The 20,220-nt window shown below is 62.8% G+C and carries 24 protein-coding genes and 1 tRNA gene; 12 read left to right on the top strand and 13 right to left on the bottom strand.

All coding sequences use genetic code 11. The annotated features are described in order from the left end of the window. Positions 1-73 precede the first annotated feature (73 nt). The 5 genes from minD to G3N97_RS39930 all read left to right on the top strand — a co-directional run bounded on the left by minD (position 74) and on the right by G3N97_RS39930 (position 3,724). Positions 74-889, top strand: a complete 816-nt coding sequence (gene minD, locus G3N97_RS05685) for a septum site-determining protein MinD (protein WP_065058179.1) — start codon at positions 74-76, stop codon at positions 887-889. A 14-nt stretch (positions 890-903) separates the two neighbouring features. Beyond that, a complete protein-coding gene (gene minE, locus G3N97_RS05680; RefSeq protein WP_027795398.1) occupies positions 904-1,158 on the top strand; it encodes a cell division topological specificity factor MinE in 255 nt (84 codons plus the stop codon). A 260-nt stretch (positions 1,159-1,418) separates the two neighbouring features. Then, positions 1,419-1,733 (top strand): YXWGXW repeat-containing protein, encoded by a 315-nt coding sequence (locus tag G3N97_RS05675; RefSeq protein ID WP_074984074.1) that lies wholly within the window; start codon positions 1,419-1,421, stop codon positions 1,731-1,733. A 493-nt stretch (positions 1,734-2,226) separates the two neighbouring features. After that, on the top strand, positions 2,227-3,234 hold the full coding sequence (waaC, locus tag G3N97_RS05670) for a lipopolysaccharide heptosyltransferase I (RefSeq protein ID WP_205992326.1): 1,008 nt from the start codon (positions 2,227-2,229) through the stop codon (positions 3,232-3,234). A 361-nt stretch (positions 3,235-3,595) separates the two neighbouring features. Beyond that, positions 3,596-3,724: a hypothetical protein gene (locus tag G3N97_RS39930; RefSeq protein WP_277397723.1), complete on the top strand. Its 129-nt coding sequence runs from the start codon at positions 3,596-3,598 to the stop codon at positions 3,722-3,724. Positions 3,725-3,750: 26 nt separating this feature from the next. On the opposite strand, the gene G3N97_RS05665 is transcribed toward G3N97_RS39930, so the two are convergent. The 5 genes from G3N97_RS05665 to G3N97_RS05645 all read right to left on the bottom strand — a co-directional run bounded on the left by G3N97_RS05665 (position 3,751) and on the right by G3N97_RS05645 (position 8,729). Next, positions 3,751-3,930 (bottom strand): hypothetical protein, encoded by a 180-nt coding sequence (locus G3N97_RS05665; RefSeq protein ID WP_205992325.1) that lies wholly within the window; start codon positions 3,928-3,930, stop codon positions 3,751-3,753. 162 nt (positions 3,931-4,092) lie between these two features. Further along, positions 4,093-5,409, bottom strand: a complete 1,317-nt coding sequence (locus G3N97_RS05660; protein WP_205992324.1) for an MFS transporter — start codon at positions 5,407-5,409, stop codon at positions 4,093-4,095. Positions 5,410-5,828: 419 nt separating this feature from the next. Further along, positions 5,829-6,374 (bottom strand): TonB family protein, encoded by a 546-nt coding sequence (locus G3N97_RS05655; protein WP_205992323.1) that lies wholly within the window; start codon positions 6,372-6,374, stop codon positions 5,829-5,831. A gap of 151 nt (positions 6,375-6,525) precedes the next feature. Beyond that, on the bottom strand, positions 6,526-6,738 hold the full coding sequence (locus tag G3N97_RS05650; protein ID WP_205992322.1) for a hypothetical protein: 213 nt from the start codon (positions 6,736-6,738) through the stop codon (positions 6,526-6,528). A gap of 368 nt (positions 6,739-7,106) precedes the next feature. Continuing rightward, positions 7,107-8,729 carry an NAD(P)/FAD-dependent oxidoreductase gene (locus tag G3N97_RS05645; RefSeq protein WP_205992321.1) on the bottom strand — a complete coding sequence of 541 codons (1,623 nt, stop codon included), beginning with the start codon at positions 8,727-8,729 and terminating at the stop codon, positions 7,107-7,109. Positions 8,730-8,799: 70 nt separating this feature from the next. Between G3N97_RS05645 and G3N97_RS05640 the strand changes: the two genes are divergently transcribed. Both G3N97_RS05640 and G3N97_RS05635 read left to right on the top strand, forming a co-directional pair. Beyond that, a complete protein-coding gene (locus G3N97_RS05640; RefSeq protein ID WP_205992320.1) occupies positions 8,800-8,958 on the top strand; it encodes a hypothetical protein in 159 nt (52 codons plus the stop codon). A 208-nt stretch (positions 8,959-9,166) separates the two neighbouring features. Beyond that, positions 9,167-9,538 carry a hypothetical protein gene (locus tag G3N97_RS05635; protein WP_205992319.1) on the top strand — a complete coding sequence of 124 codons (372 nt, stop codon included), beginning with the start codon at positions 9,167-9,169 and terminating at the stop codon, positions 9,536-9,538. 101 nt (positions 9,539-9,639) lie between these two features. Here the strand turns inward: G3N97_RS05635 and G3N97_RS05630 are convergent, their stop codons facing one another. Genes G3N97_RS05630 through G3N97_RS05615 form a run of 4 tightly spaced genes read right to left on the bottom strand, consistent with a single transcriptional unit; the run spans position 9,640 to position 11,674 of the window. Further along, a complete protein-coding gene (locus G3N97_RS05630; RefSeq protein ID WP_205992318.1) occupies positions 9,640-10,092 on the bottom strand; it encodes a hypothetical protein in 453 nt (150 codons plus the stop codon). Further along, a complete protein-coding gene (locus tag G3N97_RS05625; RefSeq protein WP_205992317.1) occupies positions 10,067-10,630 on the bottom strand; it encodes a lysozyme in 564 nt (187 codons plus the stop codon). The genes G3N97_RS05630 and G3N97_RS05625 overlap by 26 nt, the downstream gene beginning before the upstream one ends. A 1-nt stretch (position 10,631) precedes the next feature. Then, positions 10,632-11,141, bottom strand: a complete 510-nt coding sequence (locus G3N97_RS05620) for a PAAR domain-containing protein (protein WP_205992316.1) — start codon at positions 11,139-11,141, stop codon at positions 10,632-10,634. A 2-nt stretch (positions 11,142-11,143) separates the two neighbouring features. Further along, entirely contained in the window at positions 11,144-11,674 is a 531-nt protein-coding gene (locus G3N97_RS05615; protein ID WP_205992315.1) for a PAAR domain-containing protein, read from the bottom strand. Positions 11,675-12,370: 696 nt separating this feature from the next. Here G3N97_RS05615 and G3N97_RS05610 point away from each other — a divergent pair. Beyond that, positions 12,371-12,613: a hypothetical protein gene (locus G3N97_RS05610; RefSeq protein WP_205992314.1), complete on the top strand. Its 243-nt coding sequence runs from the start codon at positions 12,371-12,373 to the stop codon at positions 12,611-12,613. Between the two features lie 25 nt (positions 12,614-12,638). Here the strand turns inward: G3N97_RS05610 and G3N97_RS05605 are convergent. From G3N97_RS05605 to rph, 4 genes are all read right to left on the bottom strand, one after another. Further along, positions 12,639-12,728 (bottom strand) — tRNA-Ser (locus G3N97_RS05605). Between the two features lie 79 nt (positions 12,729-12,807). Continuing rightward, positions 12,808-13,977: a radical SAM family heme chaperone HemW gene (hemW, locus tag G3N97_RS05600; RefSeq protein ID WP_124260805.1), complete on the bottom strand. Its 1,170-nt coding sequence runs from the start codon at positions 13,975-13,977 to the stop codon at positions 12,808-12,810. Positions 13,978-14,021: 44 nt separating this feature from the next. Then, positions 14,022-14,669, bottom strand: a complete 648-nt coding sequence (gene rdgB / locus G3N97_RS05595; RefSeq protein ID WP_205992313.1) for an RdgB/HAM1 family non-canonical purine NTP pyrophosphatase — start codon at positions 14,667-14,669, stop codon at positions 14,022-14,024. Further along, positions 14,662-15,402 (bottom strand): ribonuclease PH, encoded by a 741-nt coding sequence (rph, locus tag G3N97_RS05590; RefSeq protein ID WP_205992312.1) that lies wholly within the window; start codon positions 15,400-15,402, stop codon positions 14,662-14,664. The genes rdgB and rph overlap by 8 nt, the downstream gene beginning before the upstream one ends. Before the next feature lie 293 nt (positions 15,403-15,695). Here rph and G3N97_RS05585 point away from each other — a divergent pair, with 293 nt between their 5' ends. The 4 genes from G3N97_RS05585 to G3N97_RS05570 all read left to right on the top strand — a co-directional run bounded on the left by G3N97_RS05585 (position 15,696) and on the right by G3N97_RS05570 (position 20,178). After that, entirely contained in the window at positions 15,696-16,631 is a 936-nt protein-coding gene (locus tag G3N97_RS05585) for a YicC/YloC family endoribonuclease (protein ID WP_205992311.1), read from the top strand. 83 nt (positions 16,632-16,714) lie between these two features. Then, positions 16,715-17,428 carry a guanylate kinase gene (gene gmk / locus G3N97_RS05580; protein WP_205992310.1) on the top strand — a complete coding sequence of 238 codons (714 nt, stop codon included), beginning with the start codon at positions 16,715-16,717 and terminating at the stop codon, positions 17,426-17,428. Positions 17,429-17,467: 39 nt separating this feature from the next. After that, positions 17,468-17,671, top strand: coding sequence for a DNA-directed RNA polymerase subunit omega (gene rpoZ / locus G3N97_RS05575; RefSeq protein ID WP_006400783.1), 204 nt, complete (start codon positions 17,468-17,470; stop codon positions 17,669-17,671). A gap of 140 nt (positions 17,672-17,811) precedes the next feature. Then, positions 17,812-20,178 (top strand): bifunctional (p)ppGpp synthetase/guanosine-3',5'-bis(diphosphate) 3'-pyrophosphohydrolase, encoded by a 2,367-nt coding sequence (locus G3N97_RS05570; RefSeq protein WP_205992309.1) that lies wholly within the window; start codon positions 17,812-17,814, stop codon positions 20,176-20,178. Positions 20,179-20,220: the final 42 nt, after the last annotated feature.

Below are 20,220 nucleotides of genomic sequence, written 5' to 3'. Positions count from 1 at the left end.
GTGATGTGCGGGGCGCCCACGAGCGGCACGCGATGAGACCAAACTGAGAAACTGACGAACGCAAGGTAAGGGAATGGCAAAAATCATTGTGGTGACTTCGGGCAAAGGTGGCGTCGGCAAAACGACCACGAGCGCGAGTTTCGCATCGGGCCTCGCGTTGCGCGGCCACAAGACCGCGGTCATCGACTTCGACGTGGGCCTGCGCAATCTCGACCTCATCATGGGTTGCGAGCGCCGCGTCGTGTACGACCTGATCAACGTGATTCAGGGTGAAGCGAACCTCAATCAGGCGCTCATCAAGGACAAGAAGTGCGAAAACCTCTTCATCCTGCCCGCCTCGCAGACGCGCGATAAAGACGCGCTCACGAAGGAAGGCGTGGAGAAGGTGATCGAGGATCTGCGCAAGATGGACTTCGAATACATCGTGTGCGATTCGCCCGCGGGTATCGAGTCGGGCGCGATGCTGGCGATGCATTTCGCCGACGAAGCGCTCATCGTGACGAATCCGGAAGTGTCGTCGGTGCGCGACTCGGACCGCATTCTCGGCATGCTGTCGTCGAAGACGAAGCGCGCGATCGAAGGCAAGGATCCGATCAAGGAGCATCTGCTTATCACGCGTTACAGCCCGAAGCGCGTCAACGAAGGCGAGATGCTGTCGCTGTCGGACATTTCGGAAATCCTGCGCATCGATCTGATCGGCGTGATTCCGGAATCGGAAGCCGTGCTGCACGCGTCGAACCAGGGCTTGCCGGCTGTCCATCTCGACGGCACCGACGTCGCGGAAGCGTACAAGGATGTCGTGTCGCGTTTTCTCGGCGAGGAGAAGTCGCTTCGTTTCACCGATTACCAGAAGCCGGGGCTCCTGCAGCGCCTGTTCGGTAGCAAGTAAGGGAGGCGCACGCCATGTCGTTTCTTTCGTTTTTTCTCGGCGAGAAGAAGAAGTCCGCCTCGGTAGCGAAGGAACGCCTGCAGCTCATCATCGCTCACGAGCGCGCAGGCGGTCATCCGCCCGCCGATTATCTGCCGGCTCTCCAACGTGAACTGGTCGCGGTGATCTCGAAGTACGTGAAGATCTCCGACGAGGATATCCGCGTGAGCCTCGAACGCCAGGACGACCTCGAAGTGCTCGAGGTCAAGATCGAGATTCCGCAGGCCTGATAACAGGCATCGCGCGCGGCCGGTTTGCGCCGCGCGCATCTCAATTTGGCGGACGGCGGCCGCGTCCACGACGTCTCGCGCCGCTGTCTGCATCATCTGTTTGCCGCGCCGTTTTCAACGGTTTCGCGCATTCCTTACCTTACCGAAATATTCGGTTTCACTTCACCCTGCGCGGTTACACGGCCGCTGTCAGCGCGGCGTCGTGCTCGCGCATTGATCCGGTAACGCCACTCATGGCGTCTTACTCAAGGGTGATCAACATGAACAATTCCATCCGCCTGCTCGTTGCCAAAACCGCGATCGTCGTCGCCGGTGCGTGCGCCGTCGCTGCGCCTGCGTTCGCCGAAGTCATCGTCGTTGCGCCGAGCGCGCCGCCCGTCGAGCGCATCGAAGTCGTGCCCGCGCCGCGTGCCGGCTACGTCTGGGACAAGGGCCACTGGCGCTGGGATCACGGCCGCTACGTCTGGATCGGCGGCCACTGGCAAGCCGAACGCGTGGGCTATCACTGGGTGCCGGGCCACTGGATCGCGCATGGTCCGAACTGGCATTGGGTCGAAGGCCACTGGGCCGCTTAAGCCACGCTGAGCCACGCGCGCTTCGCGTGGATTCACGCGTCGACCCTTCCATCCGCTTGAGGAGAACATCATGAGCAGGAAACTGCTCGCCGCCGCGGCGCTCGCGATCATGCTGGCCGGCTGCGTCGTCGTGCCGGCGCGGCCCATGTACGTGCGGCCCGCGCCCGTCGTGATCTACTGACATTCCTCGCGTGATGCGCCGCTCGCGGCGCAAGCCGCCAGGCGGGAGCCCGGCGCGCGGCAGCGGTGCGAACTTCGCCCGTTGCCGCGCGTCGGGCTCCTTGTTTTGCGCGGGCGAAAAAGAGGGCGCATAGTGGCTGCGCGCGTTCTCGCGAGACTGCCATCCCGCCGAATCGGCCAAGCCAGCAATCAGGGCAGGGAAAACCTGCGTATTCCCACGCGGATTCCGTCACTCGCGCCAGGCTTCGTCCGTTAAAATCACGGAAAAATGCAGGCAAATCACTGAATTGGGCCTTCGTCGGTCCGCAGCACAATGAAACGAGTCTTGATTGTCAAGGTGACTTCGCTCGGCGACGTCGTCGAAGCCCTTCCCGTGGTGGCCGATGTCCAGCGCGCGCACCCTGGCGTGATCGTCGACTGGGCCGTCGACGATGCCTTCGCGGAAATCGTGGCATGGAACGCGGGTGTCGATCGCGTGCTGTGCGCGCCGCTGCGCCGCTTCAAGAAAGCGCGCCGCTGGAGCGATTTCAAATCGATCTGGCAGTCGATCTCGGAGCTGCGTGCGCATCGCTACGACGCGGTCATCGATATTCACGGCGTCTACAAAAGCGCGATCATCGCGTTTCTCGCGCGTGGCCGCCGCCGCTTCGGTTATCTCGCGCAGGATCTCGGCGAGCGCGGCGCGGCGTTCGCGTACAACGGCCGTTTCGGTCCGCGTCCGAAGTGCGATGCGTGGCTCGGCATGCGCATCAGCACAGGCGAAGCGCTCGGCTACACGATCGACACGCCGCCCGATTTCCAGATGCGTATTCCGCGCGACGGCAACGCGCTGCCCGCGCCCGACGCGCCCACCGCGCTGATCTTCCACGCGACCTCGAAGGAAGAGAAGAAGTGGCCCGTCGAGCATTGGGGCGAGCTGTGCCGCGCGTTGGTCGCGCGCGGTCTGCGCATCGAGCTGCCCTGGGGCTCCGACGCCGAGCACGCCACCGCGCGCGAGATCGCGGCGCTCGTGCCTGGCGCGACGATCCTGCCGCGCCTCACGGTCACGCAGGTCGCGCAGCGTATCGAGGATTCGGCGCTCGTCGTGGGCACCGATACGGGCTTCGTGCACCTCGCGCACGCGCTGCTCAAGCCAACCATCATGATCTTCGTGGCGACCAATGCCGAGCACCTCGGCGTGCGTGCGCCCAATCGCTCGATTTCGATCGGCGACGGTCATCACGTGCCGCCGGTTTCGGTGGCAATCGATGCCGTCGATCGCGTGTATCCCGCGCGCAATGCGGACGGCACGCCGAAAGCGCCGCTCGTGTCGAGCGTGTGATTTTCAGCGGCTGAATTCAGCAGTTCGATGAGGTATTTCGCGGCGCGCGTTCATCGCGCGCCCGTTGTTTTTGTGCGTGCGATTCGTCCATCTTCGGCGCATTCATCCGCACATTTCCCGGCCGTTTCCCGCGCATCGCTTATTACGAGGTTGTTAAAAGTGTCGTGCCTGTGTTGCATGCAGCGCGGCGTGCGCGCCTGTCGGCGTAAGAAGGCACGCGGGCTGTAACACGGGCCACACCGCTGCTTACAAATTGCAACGCCTGCGATGCGCGCCGTCGTGTTCAATGCAACCGTCCACTGCACGCGATTCCCTTGCGGAACGCGCCGGACGCAAGACATTGACTCGATGGGAGAACGAAGTGAAACGATTGACGCTTACCCTGATCGCAGGTGCGCTTTTCGCGGCGTCGCTGAGCGGATGCATCGTGGTGCCGCCGGGCGGCGGATACTACGGCGGCGGCTACCATCACGGCTACTACTACCGTTGAGCATGATGCCGACGCGAGCGGCGCGCTCAGGCCAGCAGCATTTCGACGGCGATGACCGCCGCGATGGCCGCGACGTTCGCGACGATGGCTTCGAGAACCACCGCGCGCAACGTTCGCGTACTCAAACGGAAGGCCAGAACCAGTGAGATGCCAAGTGCGAGCGCGATCATCAGGACGAGATCGGCATTGCTCAGATGCAGGTTCATCGTTGGCCTCCCTGGCGCGAATGCGCGGACCGTGTTGATGCCTCGTTATCGAGTATAGGCACGCGCCGCGCGCGCACAAAGTGGACAAAAAAGGACGAAAAAAAGCGGAATCCGATTACCCGGATTCCGCTTTTTTCGTTTCGACTTGCTCGATTCAGTGCATCACGTCAGCGACGTATGACGCGTTTCGCGCATGCACAGCACGCCGAAGAGGCTCACGCAGGCCGCGATCGACACGTAGGCGCCGACCCACGACAGACCGCCGCGCGCGGCCAGCACCTGCGCGATATACGGCGCAACCGACGCGCCCAGAATGCCGCCGAGGTTGTACGCTACGCCCGCGCCGGTGTAGCGCACGCTGGTCGGGAACAGTTCGGGCAGCAGGGCGCCCATCGGCGCGAAGGTGGCGCCCATCAGGAACAGCTCGATCACGAGGAACAGCAGCACCAGCGGCAGCGAGCCGCTACCGAGCAGCGGCTGCATCGTGAAGCCCGAGAGGATCGCCAGAATGCAGCCGACGATCAGCACCGGCTTGCGGCCGAAGCGGTCGGAGAGCGCCGCCGAAATCGGCGTGGCGATGCCCATGAACACGACCGCGATACACAGCATGCCGAGGAAGGTCGGACGCGGAATATGCAGCGCCGTCACGCCGTGCGAGAGCGAGAACACCGTCGCGTTGTAGAACAGCGTGTAGCAGACCACCATCGCCAGCGCGCCGAGCAGCGTCGGCCACCAGTAGCTCGACAGCAGCGTCGCGACCGGCACCTTGACGCGCTCGTCGCGCTCGACGGCGGCCTTGAACGCGGGCGTTTCGGCGATCTTCAGGCGCACGTAGAGGCCGAGCGCGACGAGCACCGCCGAGACGATGAACGGCACGCGCCAGCCCCAGTCGCGGAACTGCTGGTCGGTCAGCGTCGAGGCGAGGCCGAAGAACAGTCCGTTCGACGCGAGAAAGCCGACCGACGGTCCGAGCTGCGGGAACATGCCGAACCAGCCGCGCTTGCCTTGCGGCGCGTATTCGGTCGCGAGCAGCGCCGCGCCGCCCCATTCGCCGCCGAGGCCGATGCCCTGGCCGAAGCGCAGCACGCACAGCAGAATCGGCGCGAGGCTGCCGATCGAGTCGTAGCCGGGCACGAAGCCGATCAGCGTGGTCGAGAGACCCATCACGAGCAGCGAGGCCACCAGCGTCGATTTACGGCCGATGCGGTCGCCGAAATGGCCGAACAGGAACGAGCCGATCGGGCGCGCGACGAATGCAATGCCGAAGGTCACGAACGCTGATAGCGCCTGGGCCGTCGCCGAGCCGTGCGGGAAGAACACCGGGCCGATCACGAGCGCGGCGGCCGTTGCGTACACATAGAAGTCGTAGAACTCGATCGCGGTGCCGATGAAGCTCGCGAAGATCACACGCGCCGTGCTTTGCTGGCGCGCGGCATCGGGTTGGTCGGCGCTCGCCGACGAAAGCGGGGAGGTGGACATCGGGGTCTCCAGTCATTGTGACGCGCGCTGACGCGCTTTTCCCGCCGGGCCGAGGGCGGCGGCGAGGGCGCAAGGCGCGGCGCGTGCGTCTTTGTGCAGGTTTCGAAGTCCGGCGGGCGGGCGCGGATGCCGATAGGGCATCCCGCAGCAACATCCATGAGCCGGCAACGAGTCGTCAGTATGCATCGCGCAGCGTGGGCTGTGCGCGCGAAGGCGTGGACCGTCCGGCGCGCGCGGATAGGCGCGGGCACGATGCAGATACGGTCGAAGCGCGCATCGGCGCGGCGCGGGTGGCGACGGTCGAAGGCGTGGCCGGGCGGATACCGGCTAGGGATAGCGAAAAATTATAACGAGCGGGCGCGCCGCGCAGCAAGGCGTAAGCAAGCCTCGCGCGGGCGCATCGAAAGGCGCGTTGCGGATCAGTTGTAGTTTTGCGCTTGCGGCGACGCGAGCGTGCGCAACTGGAACTTGCCGTTGTCGTTGAAGAGCCAGTCCTCGAACAGCTCGATCTGACCGACCGAGTTGAGCAGACGCGGCGGCGGTGGCGGCAACGGCGCCGCGTGACGCAGCGTGGCGAGCGCGGTGGATTCGGCGTCGTCGTCGCCATTGGTGCGATAGACCGACGACTTGACCACCTGGCCCTCGCGATTGACCGTGAACGAAACGACCACGAGCGAGCGCAGCATCGCCTGAGGCGAACCGTGCAGCACCGACGTCGGATTACGCTCGACGATGTGCTTCGCCACGGCGGCGCGATATTGATCGAGCGTCGTGCTGTTGATGGCTTCGGGCGGAATCACGAGCAGCGGACGCGGCGGCGGCGTGATCGTGCAGGCGCTTGTAAGGGCGAGCAGCAGGATCGCGCCGAGACGTCGCAGCGATGCTGCATGCGCGGTGTGAGCGATGTTCGTGCGGCGGGCGCTCGCGGTGTCGTGACCGCTGCGCGTACGGACGCGGATGAGCATGTTGTCCAGGCTCGAGTGCGAAACCAGATTCGAGCTTAGACGAAACGGTGCGGGATGCAATCCGAACTCTCCCGCGCGAGGGCGCGGTACTGGCGAGTTGTGTGCGCCGGGGCGCTTATGCGTTCGTTGATGCGCCGAGGCGCCGATGCATTTATTCGACGGGGAATTGCGCGCAGGGATCCGCGGTCACGGTCGCGCAGGCGTACGAGTATTCGCCGCTCTTGAGGAACAGCTCCTTGCCGACTTGCACGTTCGCGCGCAGATCGGGCGAGCTTTCCCAGGCGATGTAGCCCGAGCACATCACGGCAGACAGAACGACGAGTGAAAAGGCCAGCTTTTCGAAGACCTGGAAACGATGCGGCATGGTGAGTAATCCCCTGAACAGGCGATAGTTTACCGCAATACTAGGGTTTTCACCTAGGGTTATACCCGGGTTCTGGCATGGTGTATGAAATGGGCGAATTCATTACTCGACCCTAAAAAAGCGCGCGGCGAGCGCAAATCGTCGTCGAGCTTTGTTCGACGGGCGATTCGGGCGTTTGTGTGTCGTGCGAGGAGGAGGGCCGGATCGGCCGCCGGGGTTTCGACGTCAAAATGGCGTCAAAACGGCGGCGCAATGCGGCGCCATGCGGCTCGGTGCGAATATCACGAGCGCGGATTGCCATCAGGTCGCGCAGCCAGGCGAGCTAAGGGACGTGCGGACACATCCCTCCAGCCGCCTCCTGGCCACGATCAGGACGCTTGCGTCGATGCCAGATCGAGTGCCACTGCCTGTGCGACTTCGATGCCGTCGATGGCCGCCGAATAGATGCCGCCTGCGTAACCGGCGCCTTCGCCGGCCGGATACAAACCTTCGACGTTCAGGCTCTGGAAATCGTCTTTGCGGCGAATCCGGATGGGTGACGACGTGCGTGTCTCGACGCCGGTCAGCACGGCGTCGTGCATCGCAAAGCCTGCGATCTTCTTGTCGATCTGGGGCAGGGCTTCACGGATGGCTTCGATCACGTAGTCGGGCAGCGCCGTGCTGAGATCGGTCGGGTGCACGCCCGGCTTGTACGACGGCACGACCGAGCCAAGCGACGTCGACGGCCGGCCTGCGATAAAGTCGCCGACCAGTTGACCCGGCGCCTGGTAGTTGCCGCCGCCGAGCTCGAACGCCCGCTCTTCCCATTTGCGCTGGAACGCGATGCCTGCCAGCGGGCCGCCCGGATAGTCCTCCGGCGTGATGCCGACGACGATGCCCGCATTCGCGTTGCGCTCGGCCCGCGAATACTGGCTCATGCCGTTGGTGACGACGCGGCCCGGTTCGGAGGTCGCCGCGACCACCGTGCCGCCCGGGCACATGCAAAAGCTGTACACCGCGCGCCCGTTGTTGGCGTGATGGACCACCTTGTAGTCGGCCGCGCCAAGTTGCTTGTGGCCCGCGAATTTGCCGAAGCGGCTGCGATCGATGAGTCCCTGCGGATGTTCGATGCGAAAACCCAGTGAAAACGGCTTGGCTTCGATATACACACCGCGATCGTGCAGCATCTGGAACGTGTCGCGGGCGCTGTGTCCCACGGCCAGCACGACGTGGTCGCAGCGCAGCGTTTCACCGTTCGAGAGCTTGAGCGAGCGCACCTTGCCCTGATCGATTTCGATGTCGTCGACGCGGGTTTCGAAACGCACTTCACCGCCCAGTTCGTGGATGGTCGCGCGCATCTTTTCCACCATGCTGACGAGACGGAACGTGCCGATGTGCGGACGGCTCAGATACAGGATGTCTTCCGGCGCGCCCGCCTTGACGAACTCCTCGAGCACCTTGCGGCCATAGTGGTTCGGATCCTTGATCTGGCTGTACAGCTTGCCGTCGGAAAACGTCCCGGCCCCGCCTTCGCCGAACTGCACATTGGATTCCGGATTGAGCACCGACTTGCGCCACAGGCCGAAGGTGTCCTTGGTGCGTTCGCGCACGGCCTTGCCGCGCTCGAGAATAATGGGGCGGAAACCCATCTGCGCGAGGATGAGTCCGGCGAACAAACCGCACGGCCCCATGCCGATCACCACCGGACGCGGACGCGTCGAGTGCTCGGGCGCCTTCGCGACAAACCGGTACGTCATGTCGGGCGTCACCCCGCAATGCGGCTGCCCGACGATCTGATTGCGCACCGCCGCTTCGTCCTTGACTTCGATGTCGACGATATAGGTCAGCTTGATATCCGAGCGCTTGCGTGCATCATGCGCGCGGCGGAAGACGGTGTAGCGGACAAGCTCGTCTGCCGCGACGCCGAGATCGGCGAGGCGCGCGCGAACGGCGGCATCAAGCTCGCGTTCGGCATGATCGAGGGGGAGTTTTATTTCTGATAAACGTAACATGGGGTGCCAGGGTGCAGTTGCCACTGGAATCGTGGCCAACCCGTATTTTATAGGTTTGGCGGATTCCCAAATGAAAAGCTACCGCGCGACGAAACGCCAGCGCTTGGGCGACGGGCGGATTGGACTCGTTCTCGACTGGGCAACCGTGCGCGGATACCGCAGCGGCGACAACCCGGCGCGCTGGCGGGGTCATCTGGACAAGTTGTTACCGAAGTCCTCGAAGATCTAGCGAGTCGAACATCATCTGGCGTTGCCGTAAGCCGAACTGGGCGCATTCATCACCGAACTGAAGCAGCAAGCAGGCACGGCGGCGCGTACCGGCGAAACCATTGGCGCACGGCGCGACGAATTTGACCTGACCGCGCACGTTTGGGTCGTGCCCGCCGAACGGATGAAAATGGGCAAGGAACACCGCGTCGTACTTTCACCCCGCTGCCGTGTCGATCATCAAGGCGACGATGGCCGGGAGCAAAAGCGACTGGCTGTTCCATTCTCCCGGCAAGCCGGACAAACCATTGTCGAATATGGCGCTTCTGGCGGTCCTTAAACGCATGGGCCGTGCCGATCTGACAAGCCACGGCTTTCGCCCGACGTTCCGCGATTGGGCGGGCGAGACGACGCACTTCCGGAGCGAAGTCATTGAGGTGGCACTGGCGCACGGCATAAAAGAGCGGGCCGAAGCGGCGTATGCGCGGGACGATTTGTTCGATGGGCGAACGAAATTGATGGAGACTTGGGCGCGCTACGCGAACGCGGGACCGGCAAAACAGAACGTTGTCGAACTCGCCGCCAGCAAAAAAGCCGTGTAGCCGGAGCAAAAAACCCCCGCCGAAGCGGGGCTGAAAAGCGCTGAAAGTTTATGTGCGTACCCGATGCACCTTCAAACTGCGTCTTGCAGCTTCGCGCAACGCTACTTCAATGCGTTCTTTAGCGCATCACATTTGGGCTTTGCGGACGTTTCCAAATCGTCGGCGCAAGTGAGGAAACTATAGAACTCAAGCTGTTGATTGGCTATCTTGGATCGGCAGGCAGCGATCTGAAAATCAGTATCCGGTGTGTAGTCATTCCCCCAATTATTGAACGCCTTACCCAATAAGTCACAGTCTGTCTGAATTCGCCCCTTCCAGTTTTCGAAGTTTTTATCCAATTCAATACGCGTTTCGCCACTAGTCGATGGACGGATGGCTTCATACAAGCGCTTTACATTTGACAAAACGCGATTTGTTTCTGCATTCGTGCAAGCTAAAAAATCGTCACGAGTTTTTGCTGTCGCCTCGCAGGAGGCCTCCGCATTCACGGCAGCGCACGCCAATGCGGAAATCAAAAAAGCCCCAAATTTAGTGGCTCGAATCATAGTTTCCATCCCCGAAAAGGTTACCTTCTGCGCGACGACGCTTTACAAGTCCCGCAGGATGCGCACCACCGGCAGATGTGTATTCCATGAATTTCGCCGGAACCCGATCGTAGTGTCCCGTGTTTACGAGATTGAGAAGCCCATCATTGTGATGCCGAAGGTTGTATACGAAGTCGACCAAAGCATCGTATTCGTACTGATACAAAGGCACATTGATTCTATGATTCACAATACGTTGCGGGTCTATCAAATCTTGCATCAATAATTGCCGCCCCTGAGCGGGCGTAATTCCATTCAAAAACGGAGTTTCTGAGGCAGCACCAGATATCGGGCCAACATGAACTAGGTGTCCGTAACCAACGGTTGTATTACCACCGTTCCCGCCGCCATCGTTGTCGTAAAGGTGCGACCTGAACGCCTCCCATGCCTGTACAAACGTGATTCCGGATTCTGAAATTGTCCACGGCTTGCATAAACGATCTGTCTGCAAATTCACACACGAATTCGGATTCGTGTTCGTTACTGCACTTCCAAGTGCATCCGGCATTTTAAATTTCCTCCCTGTGACCAAGATAGACGTGAATCGAATCAGCGCGATCTGTGAGATAGCGCGCGGTGCGTCCTTGCGCGTCCGTCGTGCCATGCTCAAGTTCGCCCGTTGGAAGCCGAACGGTGTAATTCGCATTCGCTATGGGAGTGCCGTTCGCGTCGCGTAGTGCGAATTGCTCGTCATACGTTGTGCACAGCGCGTCCGGTTGTGCTGCAAGTGGCTCATCGTTTTCTAAATAGAAGAACGGCGATTCTCCGCTGGCAAGTACTCGTTTTTTCCCGCACGGACAGTAGACTGGTGCCAGGTTCTTAACGAACGAACGGCCTTCATCCATGACATTATGGGCGGTGCCACCAACCGGCCACACGCCTTTGCAGTTGCCGCATGTTGCCTTGTCTTCGGCCAGCGCGAAGGCTCTACCGTCTTCGTTAAACCAGTCCGATCCCGGCCCGAGGATGGACCCGCCCGTGGTCGTGCGATCGTCTTTCAGTGCAAGTCTGGTAGGCACGACTACTCCTTGTGGCCGATGTACACGGCAATACGGCACTCGCCATCAGTTTGATAGCGCGCGGTATAGCCGTTCGAATCTGTTACGCCTTTCACCGTTGCACCGGACGGCAAACGAACGGTGTAATAGGTATCCGCGAGCGGGTTTCCGGCGCGATCGCATAGCTTGAACCGTTCGTCGTGTGTGGCGCTCTGCCTGTCGAGTAACGCGGCCAGGCTTGCTGCATAACCCATGTCCCCCCATTCGTCGTCCCAACTGTGAGAGGCGCTTGCCTGCGATGCACTGAAAACCGGCGGCGGTGAGCACTTGCAGATACAGATATCGTCTTCAAGCGCCTGTTGCTTCCCCCGCATCGTTGCGTTGCGGTGCGGCCCCGCCGACTCGATATAACCGTGCGATTTACAGCCTTCGCACCAGACCTTTGCTCCGATAAACGTAATCGGTATGCCGTGGTGCGTGCAGTTTTCTGCGCCTTCCAGGACAACACCGCCCGCCGTGGATTTATCGCCTAGCCTCAACAGATAACGCCTCATGTGCGTGCCTCCGTTCGCTTGCAGGTATGGAAACCGTGCAGATACGCGACCGGCACAGCCACAGCGGACCCTCCGCCGCTAACCGGTAATCGTCGGATTACGCAAGGGGATGCACTATCAGAGAGCGCCTCGAAATGGCGTCAAACGATGCGCTTTGCATTGTGCAGCGAAGGCGTTTTGATCATCGGCAAGGTTCGCGCGGGGCGCCCCTCTCCATCGGTCGCCATGCTGGCGGCTCTGGAGCCTGTATTTTTTATCAACCGCGCACCGCGCCGCTAGACTCGCTCGACGGGGTAATTTTCGAATATTCAATTCGGTACGCGGCACGCCGCCAGCACCGCACCGTGCGCAAATGTCGGCGGCAGCGTGTCATGCGCAGAGGAAAATTCTCGTGGGGGTTCGCGTTTATGGCCGTGGTGTTCGCACCGTGGGCCGCCAGGTTCGCACTGTCTTTCAGGGGGGGCAGCGGAGGTGCGGGAAGTAGCGCCATGCGTACACCTTTGATTCCCCTTGGTTGGGCGATATGGTGCCTTCGACCAGCCGGGAAGGACCCATTGCAGGCGCGCGTGGCTGCTACTGCGTTTTGAGGTTTCTACCTTGTTGTTGCATATCAATCCACCGCCCGCATAAACACGACATCTCCTGCTAATTTCAATCGCTCAGCAACCATTCAACTGCAGCAACCCCGAGGTTTCAATGACTGCACCTAACGAGAATGAATGCTTGGAGGTGTTTCTCAAATCCGATGGCCGCGATTGGGAAACCTACGCATCCGAGGTGGATGCGCGTTACACGGCGGTGGTGATTGTCAAGGGAGTTGGGGTAGATTGCTCGCTGTACGTTGCCGTTGACTCATACAACGACTCGCAAACAGAACTCAAATTTTTCCTATGGGTTATTTTGTGGGCCGAAAAAACAAAAAACCCCGCAAACGTATGAATTTGCAGGGTTTTGTGTTCCGTTCTGGCGGAGGCGGTGAGATTCGAACTCACGGAAGGGTTACCCCTTCGCCGGTTTTCAAGACCGGTGCATTCAACCACTCTGCCACACCTCCGGAGGCGCGCATTGTAACCTGGAATGCGCGCGCGTCGGCAGCCTCGCCGGCGGCGCGCATCGAAATGCGCCTCGAAACGTCAGGACGGGTCCTTGAGAAACAGCTCCTGCAGATCGTTGAGAAAGCGCTGACCCAGCTCGGTCGGCACGATCTTCTCGTAATCGCGCGTGATCAGGCCGCGTTTTTCCGCCTCCTGCAATTGCGGTTCGATGGTCGTGATCGGCAAACCCGTGCGTTCGATGAAGCGATGCACCGGAAAGCCTTCCACGAGCCGCAGCGCGTTGAGCATGAACTCGAACGGCAGATCGCGCGCGCTGACCTCGTGCTCTTCCTGCACCGGCGAGCCCGCGCGCGCCTGCTCGATGAAGGTCGACGGATGCTTGTAACGCACCTGCCGCACGATGCGGTTCGGAAACGACAGCTTCGTATGCGCGCCCGCGCCGATGCCGAGGTAATCGCCAAAACGCCAATAGTTCAGGTTGTGGCGGCTCTGATGTCCGGGCTGCGCGTACGCCGACACTTCATAGCGCCCAAAACCCGCCTCGGCCGTGCGCGCGTGAATCCATTCCTGCATGTCCGCCGACTGGTCGTCGTCGGGCAGGGTGGGCGGAAACTTCGCGAACAGCGTGTTCGGTTCGAGCGTGAGGTGATAGAGCGACAGATGCGGCGGCTTGAACGCGAGCGCCGTTTCGATATCGGTCTGACATTCGGCGAGCGTCTGCTGCGGCAGCGCGAACATCAGGTCGAGATTGAAGTTGTCGAAGGTCTTCGCCGCGACTTCCACCGCGTGACGCGCCTGCGCCGCGTCGTGAATGCGCCCGAGCGCCTTCAGATGCGCCTCGTTGAAACTCTGGATGCCGACCGACAGCCGGTTCACGCCGCTCGCGCGGAACTGCGCGAACTTGTCCGCTTCGAACGTGCCCGGATTGGCTTCGAGCGTGATTTCCGCGTCGGCGTCGAGCGGCAGCAGCGCGCGCACGTCGGAGAGCAGGCGGTCGAGCCCTTTCGCGGAGAGCAGGCTCGGCGTGCCGCCGCCGATGAAGATCGTGTGCACCTGGCGGCCCCAGACGAGCGGCAACGCCTGTTCGAGATCGGTGCGCAGCGCGTCGAGGTAATCGTCCTCGGGAAAGCGGTCGCCTTTCCACTCGTGCGAGTTGAAATCGCAGTACGGACACTTGCGCACGCACCACGGGAAATGCACGTAAAGCGAAAGCGGCGGCAGCGACGTGAGGCGGATGCTGCCCGGCATCGTGAACGACTTCACGACTTCGATGCCGATGCGGTGCTGCTGGCTCACGCTAGCTCCTCGAGGCGCGCGAGCAGGGCGCGCAAGGCGATCGCGCGATGGCTCGACGCGTTCTTGAGCGCCGGATCGAGTTCGGCGGCGGTGGCTTCGAGGCCCGCGATGTAGAAGTGCGGGTCGTAGCCGAAGCCGTTGTCGCCGCGCGGCGTGTCGATGACTTCGCCGTGCCAGCGGCCTTCGGCGATCAGCGGTTCGGGGTCGTCGGCGTGGCGCACGAGCGCGAGCACGCAGTAGTAATACGCGCGCCGGTCGGCGTGTTGCTGCAGATTCGCGACGAGCAGGGCGTTGTTCGCGGCGTCGCTTTTCTCGCCGCCCGCGCGCTGTGCGTAGCGCGCCGAATACACGCCCGGCGCGCCGCCGAGGGCGCGCACGCAAAGGCCGGAATCGTCGGCGATGGCGGGCAGGCCGGTGAGCTTCGCGGCGTGACGCGCCTTGGCCAGCGCGTTTTCCACGAAGGTGACGTGCGGCTCTTCGGCCTCGGGCACGCCGAGCTCGCCTTGCGTCACGAGTTCGATGCCCGCCGCGCCGAGCAGCGCCGCGAATTCGCGCAGCTTGCCGGCGTTGTTCGACGCCAGCACGACGCGGCCCGACAAGGCGCTCTGGCCGGCGTTGGGCGCGGTGTTAGCCGTGTCAGCCATGCGCGATCTCCAGCGCGGCCTTTTGCTTCTCGATCAGCGTGCGGATGCCGCCTTGCGCGAGGTCGAGCAGTGCGTTCAGTTCGTCGCGCGAGAACGGGGCGCCTTCGGCCGTGCCCTGCACTTCGACCATGCCGCCCGAGCCCGTCATGACGACGTTCATGTCGGTGTCGCATTGCGAGTCTTCGGCGTAGTCGAGGTCGAGCACGGGCATGCCTTCGTAGACGCCCACCGAGATCGCCGCCACGTAGTCGGTGATCGGCGAGCGCTCGATGCGGCCGGTCGCGAGCAGCTTCGAGACGGCGTCGTGCGCCGCGACGAACGCGCCCGTGATGGCGGCCGTGCGGGTGCCGCCGTCGGCTTGCAGCACGTCGCAATCGAGGTTGATGGTGCGCGCGCCGAGCGCTTCGAGATCGAACACCGCGCGCATCGCGCGGCCGATCAGACGCTGGATTTCCTGAGTGCGGCCCGTCTGCTTGCCGCGCGCGGCTTCGCGGTCGCTGCGCGTGTGCGTGGCGCGCGGCAGCATGCCGTATTCGGCGGTGAGCCAGCCCTGGCCCTTGTCGCGCAGGAACGGCGGCACGCTCTCCGAGACGCTCGCGGTGCACAGCACCTTGGTGTCGCCGAATTCGACGAGCACCGACCCTTCGGCGTACTTCGTGAAATGGCGGGTGATGCGGACGTCGCGAAGCTGGTCGGCGGCGCGGCCGGAGGGGCGCTGGATGGATTGGGTCATCGTCGGGCGTGCGGGGGCACGGCAAAGGAGGGGGAAACCGCAATTTTAGCGCCTTCGCACGGTGGGCGCGGAGCGTGGGTCGCGGCGCGGCGCGGACGCTTGCGCGCGCCGCGCCGCCGGGGCCGGCCGGCGGGGCTTGCCGAACGGGCGGGCGTGCTGCCAAAAATGGGATAATGGCGAATCCCCGCCCCGCGTCATCGATTGCACGAGTCCACGCCGGGCGCCTCGATTTTTCCTCGCCGTGAGCCGCGCCCGCAACCGGCGCGCCGCATGGCTTTTACGCGAGACGAACCATGATCTACAGCATGACCGGCTATGCCAGCGCCACGCGCGAACTGGTGGCGGCATCGGGCACTGGCGGCGCCAGCGTGTCCGTCGAACTGCGCACCGTGAATTCGCGTTTTCTCGACCTGAATTTCCGCATGCCGGAAGACGTGCGCGTCGTCGAGCCGACGCTGCGCGAAATGCTGATGCAGAAGCTCTCGCGCGGCAAGGTCGATATCCGCATCAACATCCAGCGCAGCGAGCAGGGCGCCAACGCCGGCGCGCTCAACCGCGACGCGCTCGAACAGCTCGCCTCGCTCGAACGCGCGGTGCTCGACGCGTTTCCCGATTCGGGCCGTCTGCGTACCGGAGAGATCCTGCGCTGGCCCGGCGTGCTGGCGGAAAGCGGCGTTGCGCCCGACGTGCTGCGCGACGCGGTGCTCGGTTGCGGCAAGCAAGCCATCGCCGACCTGATCGACGTGCGCGGCCGCGAAGGCGCGCAACTCGCGAACATGCTGCTCGCCAACGTCGCCGAGATGGAAACGATCGTCGCGAAGATCACGCCGCTCGTGCCGGAACTGATCGTCAAGCATCAGCAGAAGATCGTCGAACGTCTGCAGGAAGCGCTCGGCATCGCCGCGCCGGAAACGAACGGCAACGGCAATATCGGCAGCGTGTCGCGTGAGGAAGTCGCCGAACGCATTCGCCAGGAAGTGACGATGTACGGCATCCGCATCGACATCACCGAAGAACTCTCGCGCCTGTCCGCGCATCTGTCCGAAACGCGTCACGTGATCGAGAAGGGCGGCCGCGTCGGCAAGCGTCTCGACTTCATGATGCAGGAGCTGAATCGCGAAGCGAACACGCTCGGTTCGAAGGCCGCGGCCAAGGAACTCGCCGACGCCTCGATGACGCTCAAGCTGCTCATCGAGCAGATGCGCGAGCAGGTGCAGAACCTCGAATAAGCGCGCGCGGCAACGCGCGCAAACACGCGTAGCAACACGCGGAAATACGCAGAAACACAGCAGTAAAACAGGAAGCAACGAACATGACCGACCAGACCAGCGGCGCCGGTGCGCACAAGTCCGAAGCGAAACCGCGCAATCCGTACGCGGGCGTTTATCCGGGCAATCTCTTCATGGTGGTCGCGCCGTCGGGCGCGGGCAAATCCACGCTCGTGAACGCGCTGCTCGCCGAAGACAGCGCGATCTGTCTGTCGATTTCGTACACGACGCGCACGCCGCGTTCGAAGGAGCGCGACGGCGAGCACTATCACTTCACGACCGTCGACGATTTTCTGTCGCGTCACGCGCAAGGCGAGTTTCTCGAGAGCGCGGAAGTGCATGGCAACTACTATGCGACGTCGCGCGTGTGGATCGAAGATCAGATGAAGATCGGCCATGACGTGCTGCTCGAAATCGACTGGCAAGGCGCGCAGCAGGTGAAGAAGCAATTCCGCAACGCCGTCGAAATCTTCATCCTGCCGCCGTCGCTCGACGCGCTCGCCGACCGTCTGCGCAAGCGCGGCGAGGACGAGCCCAACGTCATCACGCGACGCCTGCTGGCGGCCGGCAGCGAGATGGCGCACGCGAGCGAAGCGGAGTATGTCGTCATCAACGAAAACTTCGATCGCGCGCTGCAGGAGCTGCGTAACATCGTGAGCGCGACGCGTCTGCGCTTCACGTCGCAATACGCGCGGCACACCGAGCTCTTCGTCGAGCTGGGTATACATCAGCCGCAGCCCGGCGCATCGGGCACATAAGGTAGAATAAGAACCTGTGAGAATGAGAAGGAACCCGACATGGCCCGCATCACCGTCGAAGATTGTCTGAAACAGATTCCGAACCGTTTCGAACTGGCGCTTGCCGCAACGTATCGCGCACGTCAGCTCGCCCAAGGCCACACGCCGAAGATCGAAAGCCGCGACAAGCCGACCGTCGTCGCGCTGCGCGAGATCGCGGCAGGCCAGGTGGGTCTGGAAATGCTGAAAAAGGTGCCCGTTTAACGGCGCCTTGCTGTATCCGTTGTACCTGCCGTATTTGTCGTATCTGCCGTACCCATAGTCGTGTAATTCGTGCCGGGCGGCGTTTGCCGGGCATTGCATCTCGCGCAACCGCTAACGCCTGACCTGAAACGGAGGGGAACATGAGCACTACGCCCTCGCCGGCCACCGACGTGGACCAGGAAGCGGAAACCGCGAACCCCGCGCGCAATTACATCGACGCGGTTCTCGAACAGTCGTTTCGTCATCTGTTCGGACCGACCGCTACACCGGAACAACCCCGCAAACACGGGGTCGTCTCCATCGCCAATCTGACCGCGGCGCTTTCCGGTTACCTCACACCTGAGGAAATCAAGGAAGTCAAAGCGGCGTTTCACTTCAGCGACGAAGCCCACCTCGGGCAATATCGTCAGAGTGGCGAACCCTACATCACGCATCCCGTCGCCGTCGCGGAAATCTGCGCCGGCTGGAAGCTCGACGCCCAGGCCATCCAGGCGGCGCTGCTTCACGACGTGATCGAAGACCAGGGCGTGACCAAGGCGGAGATCGCCGAGCGCTTCGGCGCCAAAGTCGCGGAACTGGTCGACGGCCTCTCGAAACTCGACAAGATGGAGTTTCGTAATCGCGAGGAAGCGCAGGCGGAAAACTTCCGCAAGATGCTGCTCGCGATGGCGCGCGACGTGCGCGTGATTCTCGTGAAGCTCGCCGACCGGCTGCACAACATGCGCACGCTGGGCGCGGTGCCGCCCGAAAAGCGCCGCCGCGTGGCGCGCGAGACCATCGACATTTACGCGCCCATCGCGCACCGGCTCGGCCTGAACAACACGTATCGCGAGTTGCAGGATCTGAGCTTCCAGAACTTCAACCCGAACCGCTACGCCACGCTCGAAAAAGCCGTCAAGGCCGCGCGCGGCAACCGGCGCGAAGTGGTGAGCAAGATTCTGGAAGCGGTGCAGCGCGCGCTCGGCGACGCGAAGCTCGACGCCGAAGTCACCGGCCGCGAGAAGACCATCTTCAGCATCTACAAGAAGATGCGCGACAAGCAGCTGTCGTTCTCGCAGGTGCTCGACGTGTACGGCTTCCGCGTGGTCGTGGAGTCGGCGCTCGAATGCTATACCTGCATCGGCGCGCTGCATGCGCTCTACAAGCCGGTGCCGGGCAAGTTCAAGGACTACATCGCCATTCCGAAGGTGAACGGCTATCAGTCCCTGCACACGACGCTCGTGGGTCCGTTCGGCGCGCCGATCGAGTTCCAGGTGCGCACGCGCAAGATGCACGAGATCGCCGAAGCGGGCGTGGCCGCGCACTGGCTCTACAAGAACGGCGGCGCCGACCTGAACGACGTGCAAAAGCGCGCGCATCAGTGGCTCAAGTCGCTGCTCGACATCCAGAGCGAGGCGGGCGATTCGAGCGAGTTCCTCGAACACGTCAAGATCGACCTGTTCCCGGACGCCGTCTACGTATTCACGCCGAAGTCGAAGATCATGGCGCTGCCGCGCGGCGCCACGGCGCTCGACTTCGCGTATTCGATCCACAGCGACCTGGGCAACCAGTGCGTCGCCGTGAAGATCAACAATGAGCTGCTGCCGCTGCGCACCGAGCTCAAGAGCGGCGACATCGTCGAAGTGATCACCGCGCCGTATTCGAAGCCGAATCCCGCGTGGCTCGGTTTCGTGCGCACCGGCAAGGCGCGCTCGGCGATCCGTCACTATCTGAAGACGATGCGCCTCACGGAATCCGTGCAGCTCGGCGAGCGTCTCGTCGACCAGGCGCTCAAGGGCTACGGTTACCAGCTTTCGGAAATCACGCCGGAAGTTTGGGAAAAGCTCGTGCAGTGGACCGGCAACAAGAATCGCCAGGAAATTTTCGCGGACATCGGTCTCGGCCGGCGCGTCGCGGCGGTCATGGCCAAGCGTATCGAAGTGCTGGTCACGGGCCTCGACGCCGACGACGAAGATCATCACCACGCGCCGCGCGATCCGAACGCGCCGCATGCGCCGCCGGTGGTCATCACCGGGACCGAAGGCATGTCGGTGCAGCTCTCGGCCTGCTGCCGTCCGATTCCGGGCGACGACATCATGGGTTACATCGGCATCGGGCTCGGTATGGCGATCCATACGACCGACTGCCGCGTGGCGCAGCGCATTCATCGCCGCGATCCGGGCCGCTGGATCGACGTCGCGTGGGCGCCGCAGCCTGGCCGTCTGTTCGACGTCGCCGTGAAGGTGCTCGTGAAGAACACCAAGGGCGTGTTCGCGCGCGTGGCCGCCGACATCACGTCCGCCGACGCCAACATCGTGCACATCGCCATGGACGACGATCTCGCGCAGGAGTCGAACATGCTGCGCTTCGTGATCCAGGTGAGCGATCGCGTGCATCTCGCGAACGTCATGCGCCGCGTGCGGACGAATCCGGACGTCATGCGCATCACGCGCGAACGGCCGAGCGACGAGGGGCATCATCGCCACGACGGCGGCATGCGTATCGACCGCGAGCGCGCCGATTACTGACGTCGACGCCCGATAGTCGATCGTCGCTTCAGGCGCGCCGTT

Origin of the sequence: Paraburkholderia sp. Ac-20347 (assembly GCF_017104805.1) — a bacterium.
In the GTDB taxonomy this organism is placed as follows: domain Bacteria; phylum Pseudomonadota; class Gammaproteobacteria; order Burkholderiales; family Burkholderiaceae; genus Paraburkholderia; species Paraburkholderia tropica.
The sequence above is the reverse complement of the archived record's forward strand: the minus strand, read 5'-3'. Positions and strand labels throughout refer to the sequence as shown.